The 21,611-nt window shown below is 40.2% G+C and carries 16 protein-coding genes; 10 read left to right on the top strand and 6 right to left on the bottom strand.

Annotation, left to right across the window (positions count from 1 at the left end; translation table 11 throughout):
* Positions 1-166: 166 nt before the first annotated feature.
* Both JKG61_RS03355 and JKG61_RS03350 read left to right on the top strand, forming a co-directional pair.
* Entirely contained in the window at positions 167-2,182 is a 2,016-nt protein-coding gene (locus JKG61_RS03355; protein ID WP_202101588.1) for a PKD domain-containing protein, read from the top strand.
* A gap of 3 nt (positions 2,183-2,185) precedes the next feature.
* Positions 2,186-4,762, top strand: a complete 2,577-nt coding sequence (locus JKG61_RS03350; RefSeq protein WP_202101587.1) for a CHAT domain-containing protein — start codon at positions 2,186-2,188, stop codon at positions 4,760-4,762.
* Between the two features lie 75 nt (positions 4,763-4,837).
* Here JKG61_RS03350 and JKG61_RS03345 read toward each other — a convergent pair whose 3' ends face one another.
* The gene (locus JKG61_RS03345) at positions 4,838-6,604 is read right to left on the bottom strand and encodes an OmpA family protein (protein WP_202101586.1); all 1,767 of its coding nucleotides are present in this window, start codon (positions 6,602-6,604) and stop codon (positions 4,838-4,840) included.
* A gap of 154 nt (positions 6,605-6,758) precedes the next feature.
* On the opposite strand from JKG61_RS03345, the gene JKG61_RS03340 reads away from it, so the two are divergent.
* From JKG61_RS03340 to JKG61_RS03325, 4 genes are all read left to right on the top strand, one after another.
* Positions 6,759-7,826: a branched-chain amino acid aminotransferase gene (locus JKG61_RS03340; RefSeq protein ID WP_202101585.1), complete on the top strand. Its 1,068-nt coding sequence runs from the start codon at positions 6,759-6,761 to the stop codon at positions 7,824-7,826.
* A 351-nt stretch (positions 7,827-8,177) separates the two neighbouring features.
* Positions 8,178-8,573 carry a hypothetical protein gene (locus JKG61_RS03335; protein ID WP_202101584.1) on the top strand — a complete coding sequence of 132 codons (396 nt, stop codon included), beginning with the start codon at positions 8,178-8,180 and terminating at the stop codon, positions 8,571-8,573.
* 27 nt (positions 8,574-8,600) lie between these two features.
* On the top strand, positions 8,601-9,398 hold the full coding sequence (locus JKG61_RS03330; protein ID WP_202101583.1) for a hypothetical protein: 798 nt from the start codon (positions 8,601-8,603) through the stop codon (positions 9,396-9,398).
* 557 nt (positions 9,399-9,955) lie between these two features.
* Entirely contained in the window at positions 9,956-11,173 is a 1,218-nt protein-coding gene (locus JKG61_RS03325) for a TlpA family protein disulfide reductase (protein WP_202101582.1), read from the top strand.
* 192 nt (positions 11,174-11,365) lie between these two features.
* On the opposite strand, the gene miaA is transcribed toward JKG61_RS03325, so the two are convergent.
* The 4 genes from miaA to pdxA form a co-directional block, all read right to left on the bottom strand.
* Positions 11,366-12,277, bottom strand: a complete 912-nt coding sequence (miaA, locus tag JKG61_RS03320) for a tRNA (adenosine(37)-N6)-dimethylallyltransferase MiaA (RefSeq protein ID WP_202101581.1) — start codon at positions 12,275-12,277, stop codon at positions 11,366-11,368.
* 9 nt (positions 12,278-12,286) lie between these two features.
* A complete protein-coding gene (locus JKG61_RS03315) occupies positions 12,287-12,868 on the bottom strand; it encodes an IS1096 element passenger TnpR family protein (RefSeq protein WP_202101580.1) in 582 nt (193 codons plus the stop codon).
* A gap of 49 nt (positions 12,869-12,917) precedes the next feature.
* Positions 12,918-14,348, bottom strand: coding sequence for a CCA tRNA nucleotidyltransferase (locus JKG61_RS03310; RefSeq protein ID WP_202101579.1), 1,431 nt, complete (start codon positions 14,346-14,348; stop codon positions 12,918-12,920).
* A gap of 97 nt (positions 14,349-14,445) precedes the next feature.
* Positions 14,446-15,501: a 4-hydroxythreonine-4-phosphate dehydrogenase PdxA gene (gene pdxA, locus JKG61_RS03305; RefSeq protein ID WP_202101578.1), complete on the bottom strand. Its 1,056-nt coding sequence runs from the start codon at positions 15,499-15,501 to the stop codon at positions 14,446-14,448.
* Between the two features lie 145 nt (positions 15,502-15,646).
* Between pdxA and rsmA the strand changes: the two genes are divergently transcribed.
* From rsmA to JKG61_RS03290, 3 genes are read left to right on the top strand one after another with little or no spacing between them, the layout of a single operon-like run.
* On the top strand, positions 15,647-16,426 hold the full coding sequence (gene rsmA / locus JKG61_RS03300) for a 16S rRNA (adenine(1518)-N(6)/adenine(1519)-N(6))-dimethyltransferase RsmA (protein ID WP_202101577.1): 780 nt from the start codon (positions 15,647-15,649) through the stop codon (positions 16,424-16,426).
* Between the two features lie 15 nt (positions 16,427-16,441).
* Positions 16,442-17,602: an FAD-dependent monooxygenase gene (locus tag JKG61_RS03295; protein WP_202101576.1), complete on the top strand. Its 1,161-nt coding sequence runs from the start codon at positions 16,442-16,444 to the stop codon at positions 17,600-17,602.
* A 1-nt stretch (position 17,603) separates the two neighbouring features.
* Complete coding sequence (locus JKG61_RS03290) at positions 17,604-18,533, top strand: NAD(P)-dependent oxidoreductase (protein ID WP_202101575.1); 930 nt, start codon at positions 17,604-17,606, stop codon at positions 18,531-18,533.
* Here JKG61_RS03290 and JKG61_RS03285 read toward each other — a convergent pair.
* The gene (locus tag JKG61_RS03285; protein WP_237249362.1) at positions 18,516-19,385 is read right to left on the bottom strand and encodes a UbiA prenyltransferase family protein; all 870 of its coding nucleotides are present in this window, start codon (positions 19,383-19,385) and stop codon (positions 18,516-18,518) included. The two genes, JKG61_RS03290 and JKG61_RS03285, sit on opposite strands and share 18 nt — an antisense overlap.
* 182 nt (positions 19,386-19,567) lie before the next feature.
* Here JKG61_RS03285 and acs point away from each other — a divergent pair, with 182 nt between their 5' ends.
* Positions 19,568-21,484, top strand: coding sequence for an acetate--CoA ligase (acs, locus tag JKG61_RS03280; RefSeq protein ID WP_202101574.1), 1,917 nt, complete (start codon positions 19,568-19,570; stop codon positions 21,482-21,484).
* Positions 21,485-21,611: the final 127 nt, after the last annotated feature.

Raw genomic sequence — 21,611 nt, 5'->3', positions numbered from 1 at the left:
GTGAATTTCCTACGAACAAGCAGATTATATTGTATATGAAAAGAATTTTAATTATGTTTATATGTCCCTTTAAGAACATGATGAGAGCGAAGCTATATAGCATCGTTTTATTTGAATACAAGTAGATTAATTATTAATGAACCGATATACCTCTAGGTAGACCGCTATGAAAACACCTTGGATTATTACCCTATTTTTTCTCTTAAGTACTTCTCTCGCTCATGCCCAACAAGACAGTAACCTTATACAGGTCGATACCTTTGAAAGTAAAATAGATGTTCAACAGCTTCCGAATGGCGTGTCTTTCAAGCCTATATTACGTCCATTGGTTCAAGTTCCAGGTGGCAGAGCTCCTTATTACAAATACTTATGGGATTTTGGCGACGGGCATTTTAGTACCCAAGCCGAGCCCGTACATCAATACGCCAAGCCAGGAGAATATGAAGTATCTTTATATGCCGTCAATAACTATGACGATGGCCCTAAACCGAAACGCCCCACACGCAAAATAAAAAACACGGCCCCGCCATCGGCATTAGCCAGCATACACGCCAATGGTTTTGAACAGAATTTTTTTGCTTCGAATGGTATATTTCAAATATTCAAACTATCGGACGCAAAGCCTGGAGAGGATATCGCACTGCTTATAGGGGTGCAGACTGCTGGCAAAAAAGGCAAAATATACCTATTATCCAACGAAAAAGCAGCAGGCCTCGATGGATTCAAATATGCCCATCAAACCGCCTATTACCATGAAAACATGGATACCTTGGTCGCTACCAATAACCTTCAGGGGCTGTGGGCTAATGTAAAGCAGTCTACATTTACAAAAACAGGATCACCAGATTATGGGATCAAAGAAGTGTCTACATTCCAGAACCAACAACAAGCGATTAGTTATTTTAAAGATCTATACGGAGCTTACAACTCACTGACCTCCTATGAAATAGAGCCCGCTCAGGGAGATCAGCAGTTTTCCCTAGTCAACCTTGACGTTACCGCTGACATGTTGGTAGATACCAACGCAATTGTCACGATTACGGGCGTATTTATCCCTGAAGATGGCCTCGCAAATGTCCACCAAGTAGATATCCCAGTTGTAAAATCTCATGATCCCAACAAAATGTCTATCAGGCCTGCACGAATGAACTACCGTTTTCAGAAAAAGCGAAAAACGATGACCTATAAAGTTCAATTTCAGAATGATGGAGAGGGAGATGCAAAAAATGTCCGTTTAGAAATGCGCATACCTGATGAAATTGTAAAAAACACCTTCAAACTGAAGGCACTATACCCTCAGTGCGACAGCTGCGAAACAAACGACAGCCGTGGATGCTATCGCTACTACCTAAAAGACGACGGTACGTTAGTTTTTCATTTCAAAGACATAGCGCTTCCGGGGACAGCAGCCAAGGATATAACGGATATGGATAGTACTAAAGGTTTTATTCTATTTGAGGTAGAAACTCAGAAAAAGCTCAAAAACAAGTCCTTTAACGCTTATACCAATATATATTTTGACAACAATCCACCGATAAAAACCAATACGGCTACTACACGCTTTTTGCGGACATTATCACCGTTTGTCACCCTAGGTGCCAGCCATACGTTCGGCACCCCTCAGGAAAACAATCTCCGTCATAAATTTAAAACCGGCTATCAAATAGGTATCGGTATCGCTCCGACGGCTCCCTACCGCAAGCCCTATTGGCAAGTCGAGCTCTATACCAGCTATTTCAAACGGGAAAGCGAATCACCTCGAAGGGAAGAAAAAGGCGAACACTCTTATCTAGTAGACGGCAAGCAAGACTATTTTACGTATAATGCTATCCGGGAGGAAGAAAAACGAGATTACATCACCATTCAAGTACCAATACAACTGCGTTATAATTTCAATGCTTTATTTTCAATGGGCGCAGGCGCTAGTATACGTAAGGATTTTAACACCAAGAGCTCCGGGCAGACAACATATTACTTTCAACGCGATGCTGCCAGCGGTATAGTAGACCTGACCTATACCGACCCTAAAGAGCTATCTAGCACAAACAGTAAAATAAAAATCAACCCTTTTCTCGACCTCAATGTGGGTAGTGTCAATCTAGGGCCAGCATTAGGTCTGCGCTTTGCCTATGACAAAGCGCAACAATGGAATGGCGGGATTTACGGGATTTTTAGGTTTTAAGCAATGCGCGCACTATGGTTACCGCTATATATCCTATTGCTAGCATCCTGCCACAGCCCGTCAGTACCCGTCAGCTCACCCTCAGCAGATGTCTTTACAGAAGACCAATTAGACTCTATCTTCGAAGGTTTTGAAAGCATCGCTTATGAAAAACCAGACTCTTATGCCGACAACCCTGACTCTTTTTTCAACCAAATAACCGTAACTGCTAAAAGCAGCTATCAAAAAGAGATGTATCTCTATGGTCTTATTTTTATGGGGTACGGCCTTTTACAGCACGGAAACAACTTAGAAAGTGTCAAATATTATGAAAAAGCCTACAACTATGTAAAATCAACACCTGTAGAGATCAGAGACGTAAACACAGAGATCATAAAACCCTTGGCTAATCAATACATACGGATAAATGACACGCAAAAATCAATTTCTCTCTTACAAAAAGCACTACTCGAGACCGGAGATCATAATGAGCAGAGCGGTCTATACAACAATCTAGCGAATGCCTACCTATACAATGGTCAGCTAGATAGTGCAAAAACAGTTTTATTCCGGGCAATAAAATCTCCTGCCAGCCCGCTTTCAAATGCATTGCTGTTCAACACACTGGCCTCTGTATATGAAGAAGAACAGCATAAAAAAGAAAGTGCACACTATAACAATCTTGCATTACAATACTTTGAAAAGAGTCAATTACAGGGCGATACTTTACTTTGGTATATTGCTGCATTAGGCCAAAAAGGCTACCTAGAACAAGATAATAGACTCGTCACACGAGCTATCCATCTCGTCGAAAAAGAGTTTCCTAACGAACAGAACAGATTCAAAGCTAAGCTGACCTTGATGAATGGAAACCTCCTACAGGGCAAAGCGCTTTATCAGGAAGCACTCGATGCTTACAACAAAACGCTGTACTACTTCAAACCAGATGGCAAATCCTATGTACTGGATTATACGTATACACAGTCGCTTTTAGGAAAAGCAAAGATCCATGTAGCGATGGAACAACTAGACTCCGCTCTATACTATTATGAATGGGCAATAGAAAATGACTTTCGAACCCAGCAACTGATCGTCAGCAGCAGGGATCAGCTAAGAAACAATATACTCAACAAAGAGACCATTGAAAGCCTAATTGCCCTCATTGAGAATATCCCCGGTCTTAGTCAGCAAAAAGAGGTTGTACAACAACTTCTTTGGTGTATTGAACTCAGTAAGGCCCGCCTATTGATCAACGAAATCAATCGTTCAGAAATTTGGGAAAATGCATCCGAAAGAACAAAATTAGGGATGCAGACAATCCGGGATATCTACCGAAAAATAGACATGGCTGTCGACACCGATGAAAAGAAAAGACTATCCGAACGACTCAAAAAGGTAATGTTGGAATTCGAACTATCGGAACGTTATTTTGAAACCATACAGTTTGAACCTCAAAAAGCAAAGTTTTTAAAGTATCTCAATAGGCCAGACAGTGATTTTTATTCCTATTTCGTACACCGGGACAGTAGCATCACTATCATTCATAAATCAAACCAAGGCTTTAGCTTTAAAAAAACGACTACACCTGATCCGTTACGCAATCTCCTTGCTTTCAAGGCGGAATATTTCGGGGATACACCCAATAACTATAACCGGAATCCTAAAGCGTATAATCAGAAGGCCCAATATCTGACAGGCGAACTACTACCCCAGATCGACGGAGCTCAACATAACCTATTTGTTTCTTTGGATGCCCAATTGTATGGTTTTCCATTTGACGCACTATATAACGATGATTTTTTGGTAAAAAAACACAACTTTGCTTATCTGAACTCCTTTTTACTGTTTGATTTTCTAACCAACAAAACTGTTGATAATTCCAAGATAACCGTCCTTTATCGTTCACAGTACCCACTTCCTCTGCCCAATCTACAGTTTGTAGACAAGGAGGTAGAAAATATTAGCAGTCATTTTTCAACACAGCGTATCGGCCCTGAGCAGCAAAATGACGCTATCATACGCGAGCAATTTGCCCAACCTCATATTGTGCATATAGCCGCACACACCATATTAGATACCGCTGCAGCACCTGTTATCTACATGAACCAGATTATATCGACCAATCAGTTACGCTTTTATGAAATGAAAACACCTTTGGTATTCCTTTCTGCCTGTAACACAGGCTATGGTAGACCTCTGCCATCAGAAGGTACCGAAAGCATACAGCGGGTGTTTTTGAGTAAGAACGTACCCTCGGTCATCTCTACCTTCTGGTTTGCCAACGACCAAACCATGCTGGATTTAACAACCTCATTTTACAAAGAACTGAATGAAACTGCTGATCCCATCTGCGCCCTAGGAGAAGCCAAGCGAGCTTATCTACTAGCCGCAGATCCCACAGAGCAAAACCCATGGTATTGGGCCAACATAAATTATACAGGGATAGGCAATAAAATAGGTTTGAAGAAATCTTCAAACCTACCTTATTATATAATAGGAATAACCACGCTGTTTATACTCCTATTTCTATCTCCAGTTACATCAAGGGTTAATAATATGTTTAAACAGAAAGATAAAAAAACCGATAATAAAACTAAATAGACTGATTTTTTCGAACTCATCCTCATTGTACAATGGGTGTTCCTCTACTTCGTTGTTCATAATCTTTCCTCCGCATTATTTCGTGTAATCCAAAATCTTGATTTCTGTCCTTCTATTCTCCTGATGTTGTTCTTCCGAGCAGTTAACACCATTACCACATCCATTCAGCAGTTTTGACTCCCCATAACCTTTAGCAACTAATCGGTCCTTAGCAATTCCATTGTTGACTAAATATGCGACAGCAGCATCCGCCCGTCGTTGAGACAGCTTTTGGTTATAAATACCGTCACCGCGACTATCGGTATGGCTTGAAAGTTCTATGCGTAGACTTGGGTTTTGTTTCATTATCGCAACGACATTATCCAGTACCAGCGCTGCATCCGAGCGAATGTTACTTTTATCAAAATCATACAAGATATTTTTCAACACCCAGCTACCATCCTTTTCCAGATCACAAACGCCCAGTTTTAAAGTCACATACAACGTTTGTCCACGATCCAGCCCTTTCGTTGTGACAATCTCTGTTTGGGAATACTGACCCTTTTGATTAGCCATGACGGTAAAATCGGAATGAGCATCCAACTGATATATAAATTTACCCTCCGCATCTGATATCTGACTGGAGTTGATCCGGGTACCGCTATTTGTTAAAACTGTGTTGATATTAGGCAAATTACGCTCTAACGTACAGTCAAATGTTTCTCCTATCAATGTAAAGCGAGGGTCATCATGAAATATCTCTTTAAAAATAACACTGCTATTGGTACTAAAATCAGCATCGGTTAAGGTTAAAAGAGGAGTCTTAATCCCGTTCTTTTCACCCACGACCTTATAAACACCGCTCTTTGCCCCCAGTAACTTACTTGCCAACCCATTAGCATCCGTTGTTGATTTTTCATCTGTATTCACCCCTTCTATGGACACAATAACACCACTCAGCGCCAAATCAGTCTGTTTGTCCCTGACCATGATCTGTATATCCTTTACTTCTACTTTGGTTTTAACCACTTCATCATATCGATCCGTGTTAGGTGCGATGAGTGCTACAGGCTCTGGCTTTCGTCTAGAAAAAATATACTTTATACCTACACCCGCCTGCACCGTTTGATGCAGTGTATTCTTGACCACCGGAACTTCCTCATAGTGATCAAGGTATCCTTTTATAGTCGTCGAGGCCGTTATTGGGTTGGCAGTAGCCACGCTCTCTTTTACGGCAAACTGACTAGGTTTATTCCCAAACTTTGTCCCAAAACTCTGTACATAATCGACATGTGCAAATAGGGCAAGATTGGCATTCAACATATAATTGAACCGTAAACCTCCCAGTCCCGCCCAGCTATTTGCTTTGTTGGTCGAGTCATTGGTCGTAGATTTAATGGGATAATCATACGTACCTCGAGTATCGGAATAACTTAAGATACGATCATATTCGGGAAAATACTGCATCATGATCCCTCCCCGCACATAGGCCTCCATATGAAATCTATCCCTTGTAAACTTGTAGCTCGGACCTATGGTAAAAAGGTAATCTTGAAAACGGGCTTTATTTTTATAGTTTGTCGATATATGTCCATTTTCAAAATAGAAGCTGTCCATCTTGGACACATCATTCCGGATATAACGTGCGTCAACACCTAGTCCAAACATATTACCTTTAAAATATTGGTCTATGAACAATCCGGAATAAAATCCTGTTTTTGCTTCGCCAATCTTTTTATAGTTACTAACAGGTAAGCTAGCTCCGCCCTGGACTCCGATCTGGAGATCTCCCTTTTGCCGCTCTTGTGCAAATGCGAAAAATGTAATTCCAAATAACATTAATGCGAGTAAAAATTTTTTCATACTTATCTTTTTTAGTTTACAATCTGTCTTTCCCTCTTTAGGATTCACTTTGTTATTGATATATAATCCCGATTTCTTATTTGTTACCCATTAAATGAAAGAAAACCCACTTTTTTTTTCCTAACTTGCGACTTTCAAAAACTATATCATTGATATGAGCGCGACAGATCAAATTTCAATTCGCGTAGAGCCAACTAAAGAATCAAGACTCTCGCAAGTAGACTTTAACAATTTAAAATTCGGACAGATCATGTCAGACCACATGTTGGTGGCCGAATATAATGATGGAGAATGGACCGATATCAGCATCCAACCATACGGCGATATCGCCGTCAGTCCATCCATGTCTGCATTACACTATGGCCAAGCCATATTTGAAGGAATAAAAGGCTACAAATTCGAAAATGGCACAGTGAGTATCTTCCGCCCTGACAAAAACTGGGAGCGCTTCAATAAGTCAGCTTCGCGTTTACAGATGCCAGAGGTACCTGAAGATATATTCTTGGGTGGATTAAAAAAACTATTGGATATAGACCGTAATTGGATCCCTTCAAAAGAAGGAACGGCTTTATACATACGTCCGTTTATGTTTGCTACAGAGGCAGCATTAGGTGTCCATCCTTCTATCTCTTATAAATTTATCATTATTACCTGTCCGGTAGGTGCTTACTACAGCAAGCCTATATCGCTAAAAGTAGAAACACATTATACACGTGCTGCGGAAGGGGGTGTTGGTTTCTCCAAGAATGCAGGTAATTATGCCCTTTCTTTATACCCAACCCAGTTGGCCAATGACGAAGGCTATGATCAGATCATGTGGACAGATTCCGCCGGGCATAAATACATCGAGGAAGCCGGAACAGCCAATCTAATATTCCGTATAGGTGATACCATCATAACTCCGCACGGTGACACGATCCTGCATGGTGTGACGCGTCGTACTATCATGGAACTCGCTGAAAAATGGGGCTATAAAACCGAACAGCGTAAAGTGTCTGTTGAAGAGCTTATTGAAGGAATTAAAAACGGTACAGTGACCGAAGCTTTTGCCGCAGGTACCGCAGCAACGATTACGCATATCGACCGTATTGGATTCCACGGACAAGACTATACTTTGCCTCCGGTAGAGGGCCGCGAATTTTCGCTAAAAGTGTTAGACTATCTTAATCAGTTGCGTTATGGCAAGATTGAAGATCCATTTGGATGGAACTTCATCGTATAATGCCCTCTTGTTGCCTTCACTTTTCTGCTTCTCCATTAACCGGTGGAGGAGCAGAAAAATCTAGAAAATATATAGGTAACAGAATTATAAAAAATAAGAACAGCGTCCGATTATCTCGGACGCTGTTCTTATTTAGGGTAACGCTCATTTTAATATAAATCCGAACTATCACACATATTTCAAATATATTTCTCCATAAAACAGCGACTTTAAAGCCGTTGCGGCATTTTCAGGAGATTAATGCAGATAGTGTGATAAAAATAATTTGAAACACTAAGACAAAACACGATCTTGTATCCAACTAAGGGAACGGGGCGCCCGATACATGGATAATATTTTAAGTGTAAATACATGATGAAACATATCATAATGTCTTTATTGTCAAGCACAATACTTATAAATGCTTTCGCGCAAAAAAAGCCCGAGTATAATCCGCTGGCCCAAGCTGTTAAAGCGATACAAAAATATGCCGGTCCTGGAGATATTGGTCCTTTTAAAGCAGGTCCGAATCAAGCTACTTATTATCTTAATCACGGTCTAGGCTCTATATCTCCGATCACTTTGGAAGATATCAATAAACTTAACCACTTGGAGTACGACATAAGATTAACATTTGACTTCATATATAAAAACATGCTGTTAAAAAGAGCCATAATCCTAGATCCTGTGTCAAAGGAAAGACAAAAAAAATTACTGGATCTTTACCTTAATGACCCTAGATTCAAAAAGCAGAACACTCAACAGTGACTTGCCATAACCTAAAATGTAAAGAATATGCAGAAGCAAGTTTTCATAAAATTTCCCAGCTTGATAGCTTTACTCTTCTTCGCACTATCCACAAGAGGACAAGAGAAAAAGGACATAAAACTTTTTCTTTCAAAATATCCTGATATTCTAAATTTAAAGCAATATCCTAAAATAAATGAAGTCCTTATAGAGTTCAAAGAAGCAGCACCAGTTTATCTAACGTTAGTGACTGACCATACTATTTCTAATAAAAGCAAAAAATATTATGACCTATCTTTTGATGGAGATCTATATAGACTTAAGAAAACATATAACATTTCTTTTGATAGTCTGTATTTAGACAAAGTTCCTACATGGCATGAAGGCAAAGCGTTAAATATGATAATAAATCGAGACTCAGCTTTTTTTGCAATACGACATACGCTTAACCAATACATCACAGCAACCTATAACAAAGATTGGAAGAATCTAGTAGCAGCCCTAAACAACTTGACAAGCTCAATACGTAGCTTAAGCGATGAAAATATATCCTATTTGTTTCAAGGCATTATTGATATAGATGGAAATTTAGAAACGATTAAGCTGATTGATGGAAAAAAAGACTCTTTTTCAGATTTTACTGCAAAACACTTAAAAGAGGATAGGCAATCTTGGCTTCCATTTACGAAAGACATGAGAAACTATAGGAGCCCAGTGGATATTTTCATAGTACGAAACGGAAATAAGATAATAAAGATGGATTACTCTACAAAAGTCCGCAGACTTGAGATTGAAAACCCTAACACGAACACCTTCATGTTTTCAAATGAGATGTCTCTTAATTAATTTGTGGGTATCCGACACCATCCCGCTAAATATACGTAACAAAAACCAGTATTCACCTCAGCTATAAAACGGTTCGAGTACACAAACAAATCTTCCATTTTTGATTTCATTTATCCAAATATAGCCAAACATGCACTATCACAGTGCAAAAAAGTAAAGAAAACGCACTGTCATAGTGCAAATTAAACTTTTCATACAAAAGAATACTGACTCGCACGCCTCTCTCTAGAGTGTGGTGATATAAAACACAAATATGTTTAAACAAACAGATCAAAGTATTTAATATAATCCTATCAAAATAAAATTCACTACTTAAAACAAAGTAAAAAAAAATTGAATATTCAAAGCCACACCCTATCTTTAAGAAAAAGAACCACTTATAAATACACAAATGGGAATACTGAATATCTCCAATGCCAATAAATTTAAAGGCTTGTCAAATGATGAAATATCGACAAGGGATGAATTAAAAAGAATTCTCGGTGGATTTGGTTCAGATGATAACGTTCAAATGACTGTCCTTATTTTCTAGCAATACATAAAAAAACGACAAACTCATGAAATACTTATTTTTAACAATCTTTACCATCTTAATTTATACCAACAGACTAATAGGTCAAGATTTTTCAGTAAAACTCAGTCTAAACAAAGACATTCCAAATCACTATAAGACTACTTATCGTCCACATATCCTCAACGACACCAAAACTCTGGATAAATTTGTTTACGACAAAAAGGCAAATGATAATATTTCTTTTTTTTATTATCTAATACCTTCGACCAATGTAAGAAACGAACTTGTAACTGATACGATAAATGCAATTGTTTATATATATCCACACGAAACTCGACTGATAATTGATGAAAACAAAGATGATAATTTTCGAAATGATAAAACTTATCTCTTCAATACTCCCGACAACTATTTTGAAACCGATTTAGGTATACAGATTGACAAATATTTGGATTCAAATCTCGATAAAAAGAATTTTTCTATATATCCCGTTCAACCAAAAGATGAATTTGTTGTTACATATCCGGACAAAGAAAATAAAATTCCGACCTTTTCTTTTTCTACCGAAAGAAATGGAGAACCCGCCAAACTGGATAAATTCAAGATCTTAAAAAACTGGGTCTACCAAGGGAATTTCAATTTGGATGAAAAAGTCGAAATAAAGATTACCCTACGTGAAGAGAATCAAAAGCCCTATTTATTTGAAATAAAATACAAAAACATTGTGTCTCCATCCAACAGAATTGGAGATACGGTTCTAATTGAAGGCAACTTATACGCAATGGATGGAGATCAAAGCAACATTGATTTTAAATACATAGAACCTATTGAATATAATATCTTTCCTGCTGTAAATTATATAAATAAAGAACAGCTTAAGGAAGAAAACTTTCGCGGCAAGTATCTACTATTAGATTTCTGGGGAAGCTGGTGCGGCCTGTGTATTAAAGGTATCCCTGATTTAAAAAAAATCAGAGAAAAATATAACCAAAACCTCCAGATAATAAGCATAGCCTACGAAAACAATGAAGATATGTCATCATTAGATAGAGTTCTAAAGGAGCAACAGATGGATTGGCCGCAGGTTTCTTATAATAGGAGCAGTAAAAACCCTAATATCAACGGGAAAAAATTCAAAATCACATTATTCCCGACTTTTGTTTTAATCGATCCAGAGGGAAAAACAATACTGCGAACCCAAGCGTTAAGTGGACTTGATCCTATAGATGAATATTTACAACGAATAAATATAAATGATTAACAACTAATCTGCTAATAAATAAAAAATATCGGAATTAAAATCTCTTAAGGGTGTAGAAACAATAAATCTTAAAACTACAAATGACGAAATCACCCCATATTGGGTGGCCATATTAGAATGTTTAAGAAAAGCAACATCCAATAATGCTCAAATGATTGCTATCGGATATACCGGTCAAATATAGCCCGTTGATCACAATCTGGACTCCACAAATTTAACTATAGAATCAAGTTGACCGGGCTCAAACCAGGTCGTATTTCCGTACTTCTTAAACCAGGTGATCTGTCGCTTGGCATACCTCCTAGAATTTTGCTTAATTTTTTCAATGGCCTCTTCCAACGATATTTCTCCATCAAAATAATCAAACATTTCAGCATAACCGACGGTCAGCAATGCAGGTTGGTTACGATAGCTGGACAAGAATTTTACCTCGTCTTCTAATCCGGCCTCCATCATTTTATCAACACGCCGGTTAATACGCTCATACAGTTGGCTACGTTCCATATTAAGCCCCACCGTGACTACATCAAAGAAGCGTTCGTTAACTTTATTTTTCTGATAATAAGATATAGGGTTACCTGTCGCTTCATAGACCTCCAGTGCACGTATCACACGCTGCGGATTATCTATATCAGCAACTTCATAATAGTCAGGATCCACCTCCAGAAGCCGCTGTTTCAAAAGAGCTAAACCTTCCCGTTCATGCTGTGCATTCAATCGTTCCCGCACTCCCTCAGGTGCCTTGGGCAAATCGTCAAGCCCCTCAGTCAGCGCTCTGATAAATAGACCGGAACCTCCTACTGCAACGACGACATCCTTTTTTTCAAAGAGTCGGTCGAGCAACTGTAACGCATCTCTTTCATAATCTCCGGCAGAGTACTCCTCCGCTATCGAATGTGAATTCACAAAATGGTGTACCGCAGCCTGCAGCTCCGCCGCATCGGGCTTGGCGGTACCTATCGACATCTCTCGATAAAACTGCCTTGAATCGGCAGATAATATCTCGGTAGCAAAATGTTGTGCCAAAAAAATAGCCGTAGCTGTCTTACCTACTGCTGTAGGCCCTACCACTACGACCAAAGTCTTTTTATTTTGTGTATCCACCACTATAGGCTAATAATCTTCTTCACCACCACCGAATTCTTCTTGATCAGCACCTTCTTCTTCGTCATCCCCATCCATAGTATCATAGTCATCATCTTCATCGACACCATACTCCTCTGCAGCTTCTGCTTCTACATATTCATCCTCATCCTCTTCGCTGGCAACCGGAAAATTAGCTGCGGCAATCATCTTTGGTGCCTGGCCGACCGATTTAAAAATCGCCGGATATTCTTTACCGTCTTCTTCCTTAAGGATCTTTATTAATTCGACATGAAAATCGTAAGGACGATCAAAATTATAGATGTAATAAAACTTCTGATGCGGGTCGTCAATAAACTTACTCAGTCGGATATCCTCCATCAAAAGCACACCGGCATCAACTTTACGAGGAGACGGCATAAGAGCGATTTCGGTTCCCTTTTTCCATTGATCATTACTTACATAAAATGAAGAGGATGCGTCGGCCTGATAGCCTGTACTTTTATGGATTTCCTGATGCAAGTCCATGAATGTACTTTTTGAAGGCATATCGATGTCCCGATATACATCTTCATAATCCTCAAATGTTACTCTAAATCTATAAATAGCCATAATCAAAATTGAAAATAAGCTGACGCTTATCCAAATGTAAAAATATAATTTATTTTGATGCCGCTAAGGACAATGTTTCTTTTGGTTCTAAGTCAAGTTTCTTAGCACGGGCCACCATAAACTGATAGGCTGCTTTCCGTTCATTAGGGATGTCGCCCTCTAATATAGCTTCTCTAATAGCATTCTTTATGATCCCCACCTGCTTTCCTGGCTTTAAGCCAAAAACATGCATAATATCCTCCCCTGTAACAGGTGGCTGCCAATTCCGCAGATGATCTCTTTCTTCAACATCTTTAAGTTTCTGTTTGACCAATTCGAAATTGTCTCTATACTTCTTTTTCTTAAACTCGTTCTTTGTCGTTACATCAGCATGGCATAAAAGCATCAACGCATCGATATCATCTCCTGCTTCAAATAATAGCCGCCTCACAGCCGAATCAGTCACGATATCCTGTGCCAATACAATAGGTCGAAGGTGCAATTGTACTAATTTCTGAACGAATTTCATCTTCTCATTCAAAGGAAGCTTCAGTTCGGCAAAAAGCTTGGGGACCATACGTGCACCTTTATCTTCATGTCCATGGAAAGTCCATCCCACTTTTTTATCGAATCGCTTAGTCGCGGGTTTAGCAATATCATGCATGATAGCTGCCCATCTCAACCATAGATCGTCAGACAATTCGGCAACATTATCCAATACCTCCAAGGTATGATAAAAGTTATCTTTGTGTGCTCGGCCATCAATCACCTCTACACCATACAGCTGCTGCATAGCTGGAAATATCAGTTCTAATAAGCCGGTGTCAAACAGATAGCGAAAGCCAACAGATGGCTTGGTCGACAAGATGATCTTGTTAAGCTCATCGGCAATACGCTCTTTGGAGATAATCTTGATGCGTTCCTTGTTGTCAACAATGGCCTGGATAGCCTGAATATCTATACGAAAGTTCAACTGGGTGGCAAATCGTATCGCCCGCATCATGCGCAAAGGATCATCAGAAAAAGTCTCGTTAGGATCCAATGGGGTACGTATGGTTCGACTCTGTATATCTTCTAAACCATTAAAAGGATCCAGCAACTGCCCGAAAGTAGCCCCATTCAAGGAATAAGCCATCGCATTAATAGTGAAGTCGCGTCTATTTTGATCATCTTCCAATGTCCCGTCTTCCACAATCGGTTTCCTAGAATCCCTACGGTACGATTCTTTCCGCGCTCCTACAAACTCTACGTCAAGCCCATCGTATAAAAGCATAGCAGTCCCAAACGATTTATAAAGAGCGACCTTAGTATGCAATTGTTCTCCCAATAAGGTGGCAAACTCAATCCCCGAACCAATTACAAGAATATCCACATCATACTTAAAAGGCCTACCCATCAGCCTATCTCTGACGTACCCGCCAATGACATAGCAGGCTGTATCCGTTTTATCGGCCAAATCTCTAATAATGGAAAATATAGGGTGTTGCAATTGTTCTATCATAGCTTGCGCATACAGACCTAGGGGTCTAACAAGTTACAAAAGTACTTATTTTAAAAGAATATTCTGAACTATTAACCTAGTAAATTATGTCACTGATCTAGTCTCGATCTCGAGACAGCTTACGAAATGCCAGCGGACTAGCACTCAGCTCGCTCTGCTCCCTACGATTCCTGACAATATGTACAGCCGTAAAAATAGCCTCGAGAAACGATTCATGTGACGCTAAATTTTTACCCGCGATATCATATCCTGTGCCATGGTCAGGAGAAGTCCGTACGATAGGCAGTCCTGCCGTATAATTTACTCCCTTACGGTCAGCAATATGCTTGAAAGGAATAAGTCCCTGATCGTGATACATCGCCAGCACTGCATCAAATTTGAGATAAGTATCCGAGGCAAAGAATCCGTCTGCAGGATAAGGACCAAAACAAAGAATCCCCTCCGCATTAGCTTTTTCAAGGGCAGGCCGGATGATTTCTTCATCCTCTGTACCGATTACGCCATTATCTCCAGCATGAGGATTCAAGCCTAACACAGCAATCTTTGGCTTTTGAATCCAGAAGTCCTTTTTCAAACTATTGTTCATCAACCGTAGTTTTTTCAAAATTGCATCCTCTGTAATCTGAACGGCAACATCTTTGATCGGCACATGTCCAGTAACGACACCGACACGCAAATCATCACAAAGCATAAACATCAGGACATCGTCTGCACCCACTTTTTCCTGTAAATACTCCGTATGTCCGGGGAACCTAAATCCCTCTTGTTGTATATTATGTTTATTGATTGGCGCGGTGACCAACGCATCCAGCTTTCCTGCAGTCAAATCTTCAACAGCTTTATCCAAAGAAATAAAAGCATACTTGCCTCCTATCTCGTTCTCTTCTCCCAATGTAATCTTGACATCTTCCTGCCAACAATTAATAATATTGGCACGTTTAGGATTAGCCTGTTCTGGACTTTGTATGACATTAAAGCTAAAATCGTTGATATTATTTGCTTTACGATGAAATGACGCATTTTTAGTATTACCATATACTATAGGCGTAAAATATTCTAAAACGCGATTGTCCATCAGTGATTTAATAATCACTTCCATTCCGACTCCGTTTAAATCACCTATACTGATACCTACTTTTAATTTTTCACTCATTTCAATAAAGCTTTTTATACTCAAAAGTAACAAAAATTAGGCAAGGAAAAACACTCTGCTCCTTTATTTTAAAGATTGATGGCGGTTTTCTTCTTTTTACTTTTTACTTTTGGACTTTAGGACATTTCACTTTTTGACATTTTACATGAGTACAGTACGCGCAAAAAAACATCTCGGCCAACATTTCCTAAACGACAAAAATGCTGCACAGCGTATCGTGGAGGCTCTAACTCCTTCCTTAGGCTTTACACAGGTATTGGAAGTAGGACCAGGCATGGGTGTCCTTTCTGATTTTCTACTACAAAAAACAGAATACGAAACATTTCTTATCGATGTAGACGACGAGTCTATTGCTTTCCTAGCAGATAAATATAGCGAACTGGGGGATCGTCTGATTCATGGAGATTTTCTAGCACTGGATTTTTCCAAATATTTTGGAGCCAAAATGGCCATTATCGGCAACTTCCCGTATAATATTTCATCACAGATTCTTTTTAAGATTCTAGAGGAAAGGCACCGGGTGGTACAGATGGCAGGCATGTTTCAGAAAGAAGTAGCAGAGCGCTGCGTTGCCAAACCGGGTAGTAAGGAATACGGTATACTTAGTGTTTTCTTACAAGCCTACTACGATGTGGAATATCTATTCACTGTCAAAGCAGGAGCTTTCAACCCTCCTCCTAAAGTGCTTTCGGGTGTGATGCGTATGACTCGTAATCAGGTAGAAAAATTAGATTGTGACGAACAACTTTTCTGGAAAGTGGTAAAAGCAGGATTCAACCAACGTCGAAAGACATTACGCAACTCCTTATCGGCAGTAATACAAAAGGATAAAATGAGTGACAATCCGTTATACGAGCTGCGCGCAGAACGCCTTACAGTAGCGGACTTTGTACAGCTTACCAACGAAATCGCACACGCTAGATAACCTATTAAATATGCTATGGACAGCGAATTTCTAATTATAGGTGGGGGTGTTGCTGGTCTCACTGCCGCTATAGCCCTTCAGTCGATTGGCCGCGATTTTAGGTTGTTTGAGCAGAGCCAGCTCCTACAGGGGATCGGCGCCGGATTCGGCTTGGCAGCTAATGCCATGCAAGCGTTAGAAATACTGGATTTAAAAGCAGAAATCGAACAATTAGGCTACTATATTGACAATTATAATATACGCAGCGAAAAAGGGGAAATACTCTTCAGTCCGGACACCAAACGTATCTCCGAACAATACAGCCAAAAGAATTTTGCCATACACCGGGCAGATCTTCACGCTTATCTCCTTTCTAAGATACAGCGAGACCATATTATTTTAGGAAAAAGAGCGCAAAAATTAGAACAAGAGGAAAATGTCGTCCGGGTTTTCTTTGAGGACGGGAGCGTCTATACGGCAAAATACTTAATAATAGCCGATGGTGTCAAATCGCGTTTACGTCAACAGCTTGTCCCATCTTCCACACCAAGATATGCGGGATATACCTGTTGGAGAGCAACAATAGACAACAGTGACATACAACTGGATACCGGTTTCGAAACATGGGGCAGAGCTGGTCGATTTGGCGTTACCCCTTTAGTGGACAATAGAATATATTGGTACGCTTGTGTCAACGGGAAGCCGAATAGCCCGGCATTCAAAAACACCACTACCAATGATTTGTGGAAACGGTTTCAACATTATCACGCACCGATACCAAAAATATTGGCAGCAACACAAGATAAAAATCTGATCTGGAGTGACATTATTGACATCGAGCCCCTGCAGCACCTCGCTTATCACAATATCTTGATAATTGGGGACGCAGGACATGCCACCACTCCCAATATGGGGCAAGGAGCCTGTCAGGCTATAGAAGATGTAGCGGTACTGATCGATGAGCTAAAACGAGATAAAACAACTGTAGAAGCTTTTCGTTCTTTTGAAAAAAGGAGGTTAGCCCGCACCCGATATATCACCGAAACTTCTCAACAGATCGGACACATCGCCCAATGGGAAAATCCTTATCTAATCACACTGCGCAATACCTTAGCCAAGATCTTACCCAACCGGATAAAGCAACATAGTTTGTCCAAACTATTATCAAAAGACTTTATGCAGATAAACACACCATAACATGAACATTCTAATCGTCGACGACATACACCACATACTACTGGAGAAGCTGAATCAAAACAATATCGCCTATAATTACCAACCTGATATTACACGAGAAGAAGCTGAACAGCAAATCGGCTCCTATGAAGGCTTAATCATTCGTTCCAAGTTTCAAGTAGATCAAGATTTTATAGAGCTCGGCTCCAAGCTTCAATTTATAGGTCGCTCAGGGGCGGGAATGGACAATATTGACGAGGCTTATGCAACCTCCAAAGGAATTGTTTTGTTATCGGCCAATGAAGGAAATAGAGACGCTGTGGGCGAACATATGATAGGCATGCTCCTAAACCTGATGAACAACCTTAACAGAGGAGATAAGGAAATCCGGAATGGAACGTGGAAAAGGGAAGAAAACCGAGGGTATGAGCTTATGGGCCGTACAGTAGCACTCATTGGTTATGGAAATAACGGGCAGGCTATGGCAAAAAAACTTTCCGGTTTCGGCGTTACCGTCCTAGCTTATGACAAATATAAAACCGGCTTCTCCGATGAATATGCCACCGAAGCCTCGATGGAAGAAGTCGTAAAAATGGCGGATGTATTAAGCTTCCATATACCACTGACTAGAGAAACCAAAGGTATGGTGGACGACGAATACCTTTTCCATTTTCGTAAACCTATTTTCTTTTTAATGGGGGCCCGTGGTGGAATCGCCCATATCCCAGCTGTATTAAAAAACCTCGACAGTGGCAAAATCTTAGGAGCGGCATTTGACGTACTACCGGTCGAGAAATTTCCAGCATTGTCCCAAGCGGAATGGTATGCAGAGCTCATCCGTAGAGACAATGTATTACTCAGTCCACATGTCGCAGGTTGGACTTTTGAAAGCTATTACAAACTATCCGATGTCCTTGCTGACAAAATATTAACTTTACTGCACCAACAATAAGACACAGAAATATTGTACCAATAGGGCTATGTCAAGTAAATATACTTGATGGTAGCCCACACTTTTTTTAAACAGGACGACATACAAAGCTATTCCAATCAGCATATCGGTCAGAATCAGACCTAGTTTGACTGGACTATTAAAGGGTACGATCCACAACAGACAGATATGTACGGCTATAAGAACATAACAGAGTAGCTTAGCTCTTTGCTCTCCGATAAGATGTGGTATAGTTTTTAAATGATAATACGAATCTTGTTTCATATCCCTAATATCGAAAGGGAGCGTACAGATCAGTAAAAATAATATTTTCAATAATCCAAGTATATTTGCCTGTGCCCAATCGATCGGAACAGCGGCTGCCCATGCCTCCACCACAGGAAGTCCCACACTGCTCAATGACCATACAAGAGCGATATGAAATAATTTAAGCCCTGGAATCTGCCGCAGGCCACCAGGCTTTCCATAAAAACGAAAAATAGGTAAACTATAACCCACGCTGACCATACCTACTAAAGCCAAAAAAAGCCAGGTATAAAAGTGGACATGGAATAAACAAAAGACAAGCCCTCCTAAAGCAAGTATTGTATTGATCCAAAATATACGCTGATGTCCAAAGACCCACCTTGTGCGCAGATAAGGTGATTCCTGAGGTTTTTTGGGCCTGGATAAAAACAGACTGAAATTGTACAGCAACAGCGTCGCAGTTCCTTCGATTCCGACCACATACCAACTGGATGGAAGTCCTAATACGATATAAGTCAAAAGGCACTGTGCGACTGCGGCTGATGCTATTAAAACATTACTAAAAATGATAAAGTAGTATATTTTTTTCAGTGGATGTATCTCCATCTTTCTCAACTATTATTACAACAAATTAAAGCGCTTCTGGTGATAAAAATTAGTTTTTAATTATAAAAAAAATTAAATTAGCCTTACAACAGGCTCTTTTACAGTTCCAAATAAATTGATGTCTGTTTTGAATAACAAAATTATAATAATAATAGACCTATACTAAAAATTAGAAGTAAGAAATGAGTTTTCAAATTAAAAACTTTGAGGAGTATCAGGATGCTTATAAGAGAAGCGTCGACAATCCCGAACAATTTTGGGGAGAAATAGCGGATAACTTTTTCTGGAAAAGGAAATGGAACAATGTCCTTAACTGGAATTTTACAGAACCGAACATCAAGTGGTTTGATGGCGGCAAACTTAATATCACGGAGAACTGTCTAGATCGTCATATTTACAAGAACGGGGATACGCCTGCCATTATCTGGGAGCCAAACGATCCATCGGAAGCACACCGGATTCTGACCTATAAACAGCTTTTGGCCAAAGTAGAACAATTCGCAAACGTACTGAAGAACAACAACGTACGCAAGGGGGATCGTGTATGTATCTATTTGCCAATGGTTCCTGAATTGGTAATTGCAGTATTGGCCTGTGCGCGCATCGGAGCCATCCACTCGGTCGTCTTTGGCGGCTTCTCCGCTCAATCCATAGCAGATCGTATCAATGATGCCGAGTGTAAACTAGTCATCACATCCGACGGGGGCTTCCGTGGCACAAAGACACTGGAGCTTAAATCTATCGTAGACGATGCCTTGATGCAGTGTAAATCTGTTGAGAAGGTGATTGTGCTAACGCGTACGCGCACACCAGTATCTATGATCAAAGGCCGAGACGTATGGTGGGAAGACGAGATTAAAAAAGTAGAAACTCAAGGTAACCCGGCCTGTCCGGCAGAAGAAATGGACGCTGAAGACACACTGTTCATTTTATATACTTCCGGATCTACAGGAAAACCAAAAGGTGTGGTACACACCACTGCTGGATATATGGTATATACGGGTTATACTTTTGCCAATACTTTCCAATACAAGCCCGGAGATGTTTATTTCTGTACGGCAGATATTGGCTGGATTACAGGACATAGTTATATCGTATACGGCCCATTGTCACAAGGGGCAACTTCTCTCATGTTTGAAGGCATACCCACCTTCCCTGATGCCGGCAGATATTGGGATATCGTTGACAAATACAAGGTCAACACCATTTATACGGCGCCCACCGCCATACGGTCGTTAATGGCTTTTGGAGATTCGTATGTAGAAAACAAAGATCTCTCCTCTCTCCGTGTTTTAGGATCTGTAGGCGAGCCGATCAACGAAGAAGCGTGGAACTGGTATAATGAAAAGGTGGGAAAAGGTAAATGTCCTATCGTCGATACCTGGTGGCAAACAGAAAATGGCGGACATCTTATCACTCCTATTGCCGGTATAACACCGCAAATCCCAGGCTATGCCATGCTTCCTCTTCCAGGGGTGCAGCCTTGTCTGATGGATGAAAACGGCAACGAGATTGAAGGAAATGATGTTTCAGGAAATCTGTGTATCAAGTTTCCTTGGCCGGGTATGTTACGGACCACATGGGGGGACCATGAACGCTGCCGACAGACCTATTTTGCCACCTACAAAGATATGTATTTTACCGGTGACGGCTGTTATCGTAGCCCTGAAGGATATTACCGTATCACGGGCCGTGTAGATGATGTCTTGAATGTATCAGGTCACCGCATCGGTACAGCAGAGGTAGAAAATGCTATTAATATGCACGCTGACGTCGTAGAATCGGCCATCGTAGGTTATCCGCATCCGGTAAAAGGTCAGGGTATCTATGCTTATGTAATTGCTAACCATCATATCGATGCAGAAAAAACACGACAGGATATCTTACAGACTGTTACCCGTCTAATCGGGGCTATAGCAAAACCTGATATTATCCAATTCGTAACCGATCTTCCAAAGACAAGATCTGGAAAAATAATGCGCCGTATATTACGTAAGGTAGCCGAAGGCGAGTTATCTAGCTTAGGTGATACTTCTACATTACAGGACCCTACTGTAGTAGAGGCCATCATAAAAGGTTCGAAAGAATTCAAAAAATAAGCAATAAGGGAGTCTATAACAGGCTCCCTTATCCTTTATCCCCCATGTTTTTATTCAAAAACATAAAAAAATCCAAGGTATTTTTACTATTTTTATGACTTTCCATTAATGTGCATAAACTTTGACA

The sequence above is a fragment of the Sphingobacterium faecale genome (assembly GCF_016746095.1).
GTDB classification, from domain to species: domain Bacteria; phylum Bacteroidota; class Bacteroidia; order Sphingobacteriales; family Sphingobacteriaceae; genus Sphingobacterium; species Sphingobacterium faecale.
This window is presented reverse-complemented; position numbering and strand designations above follow the sequence as displayed.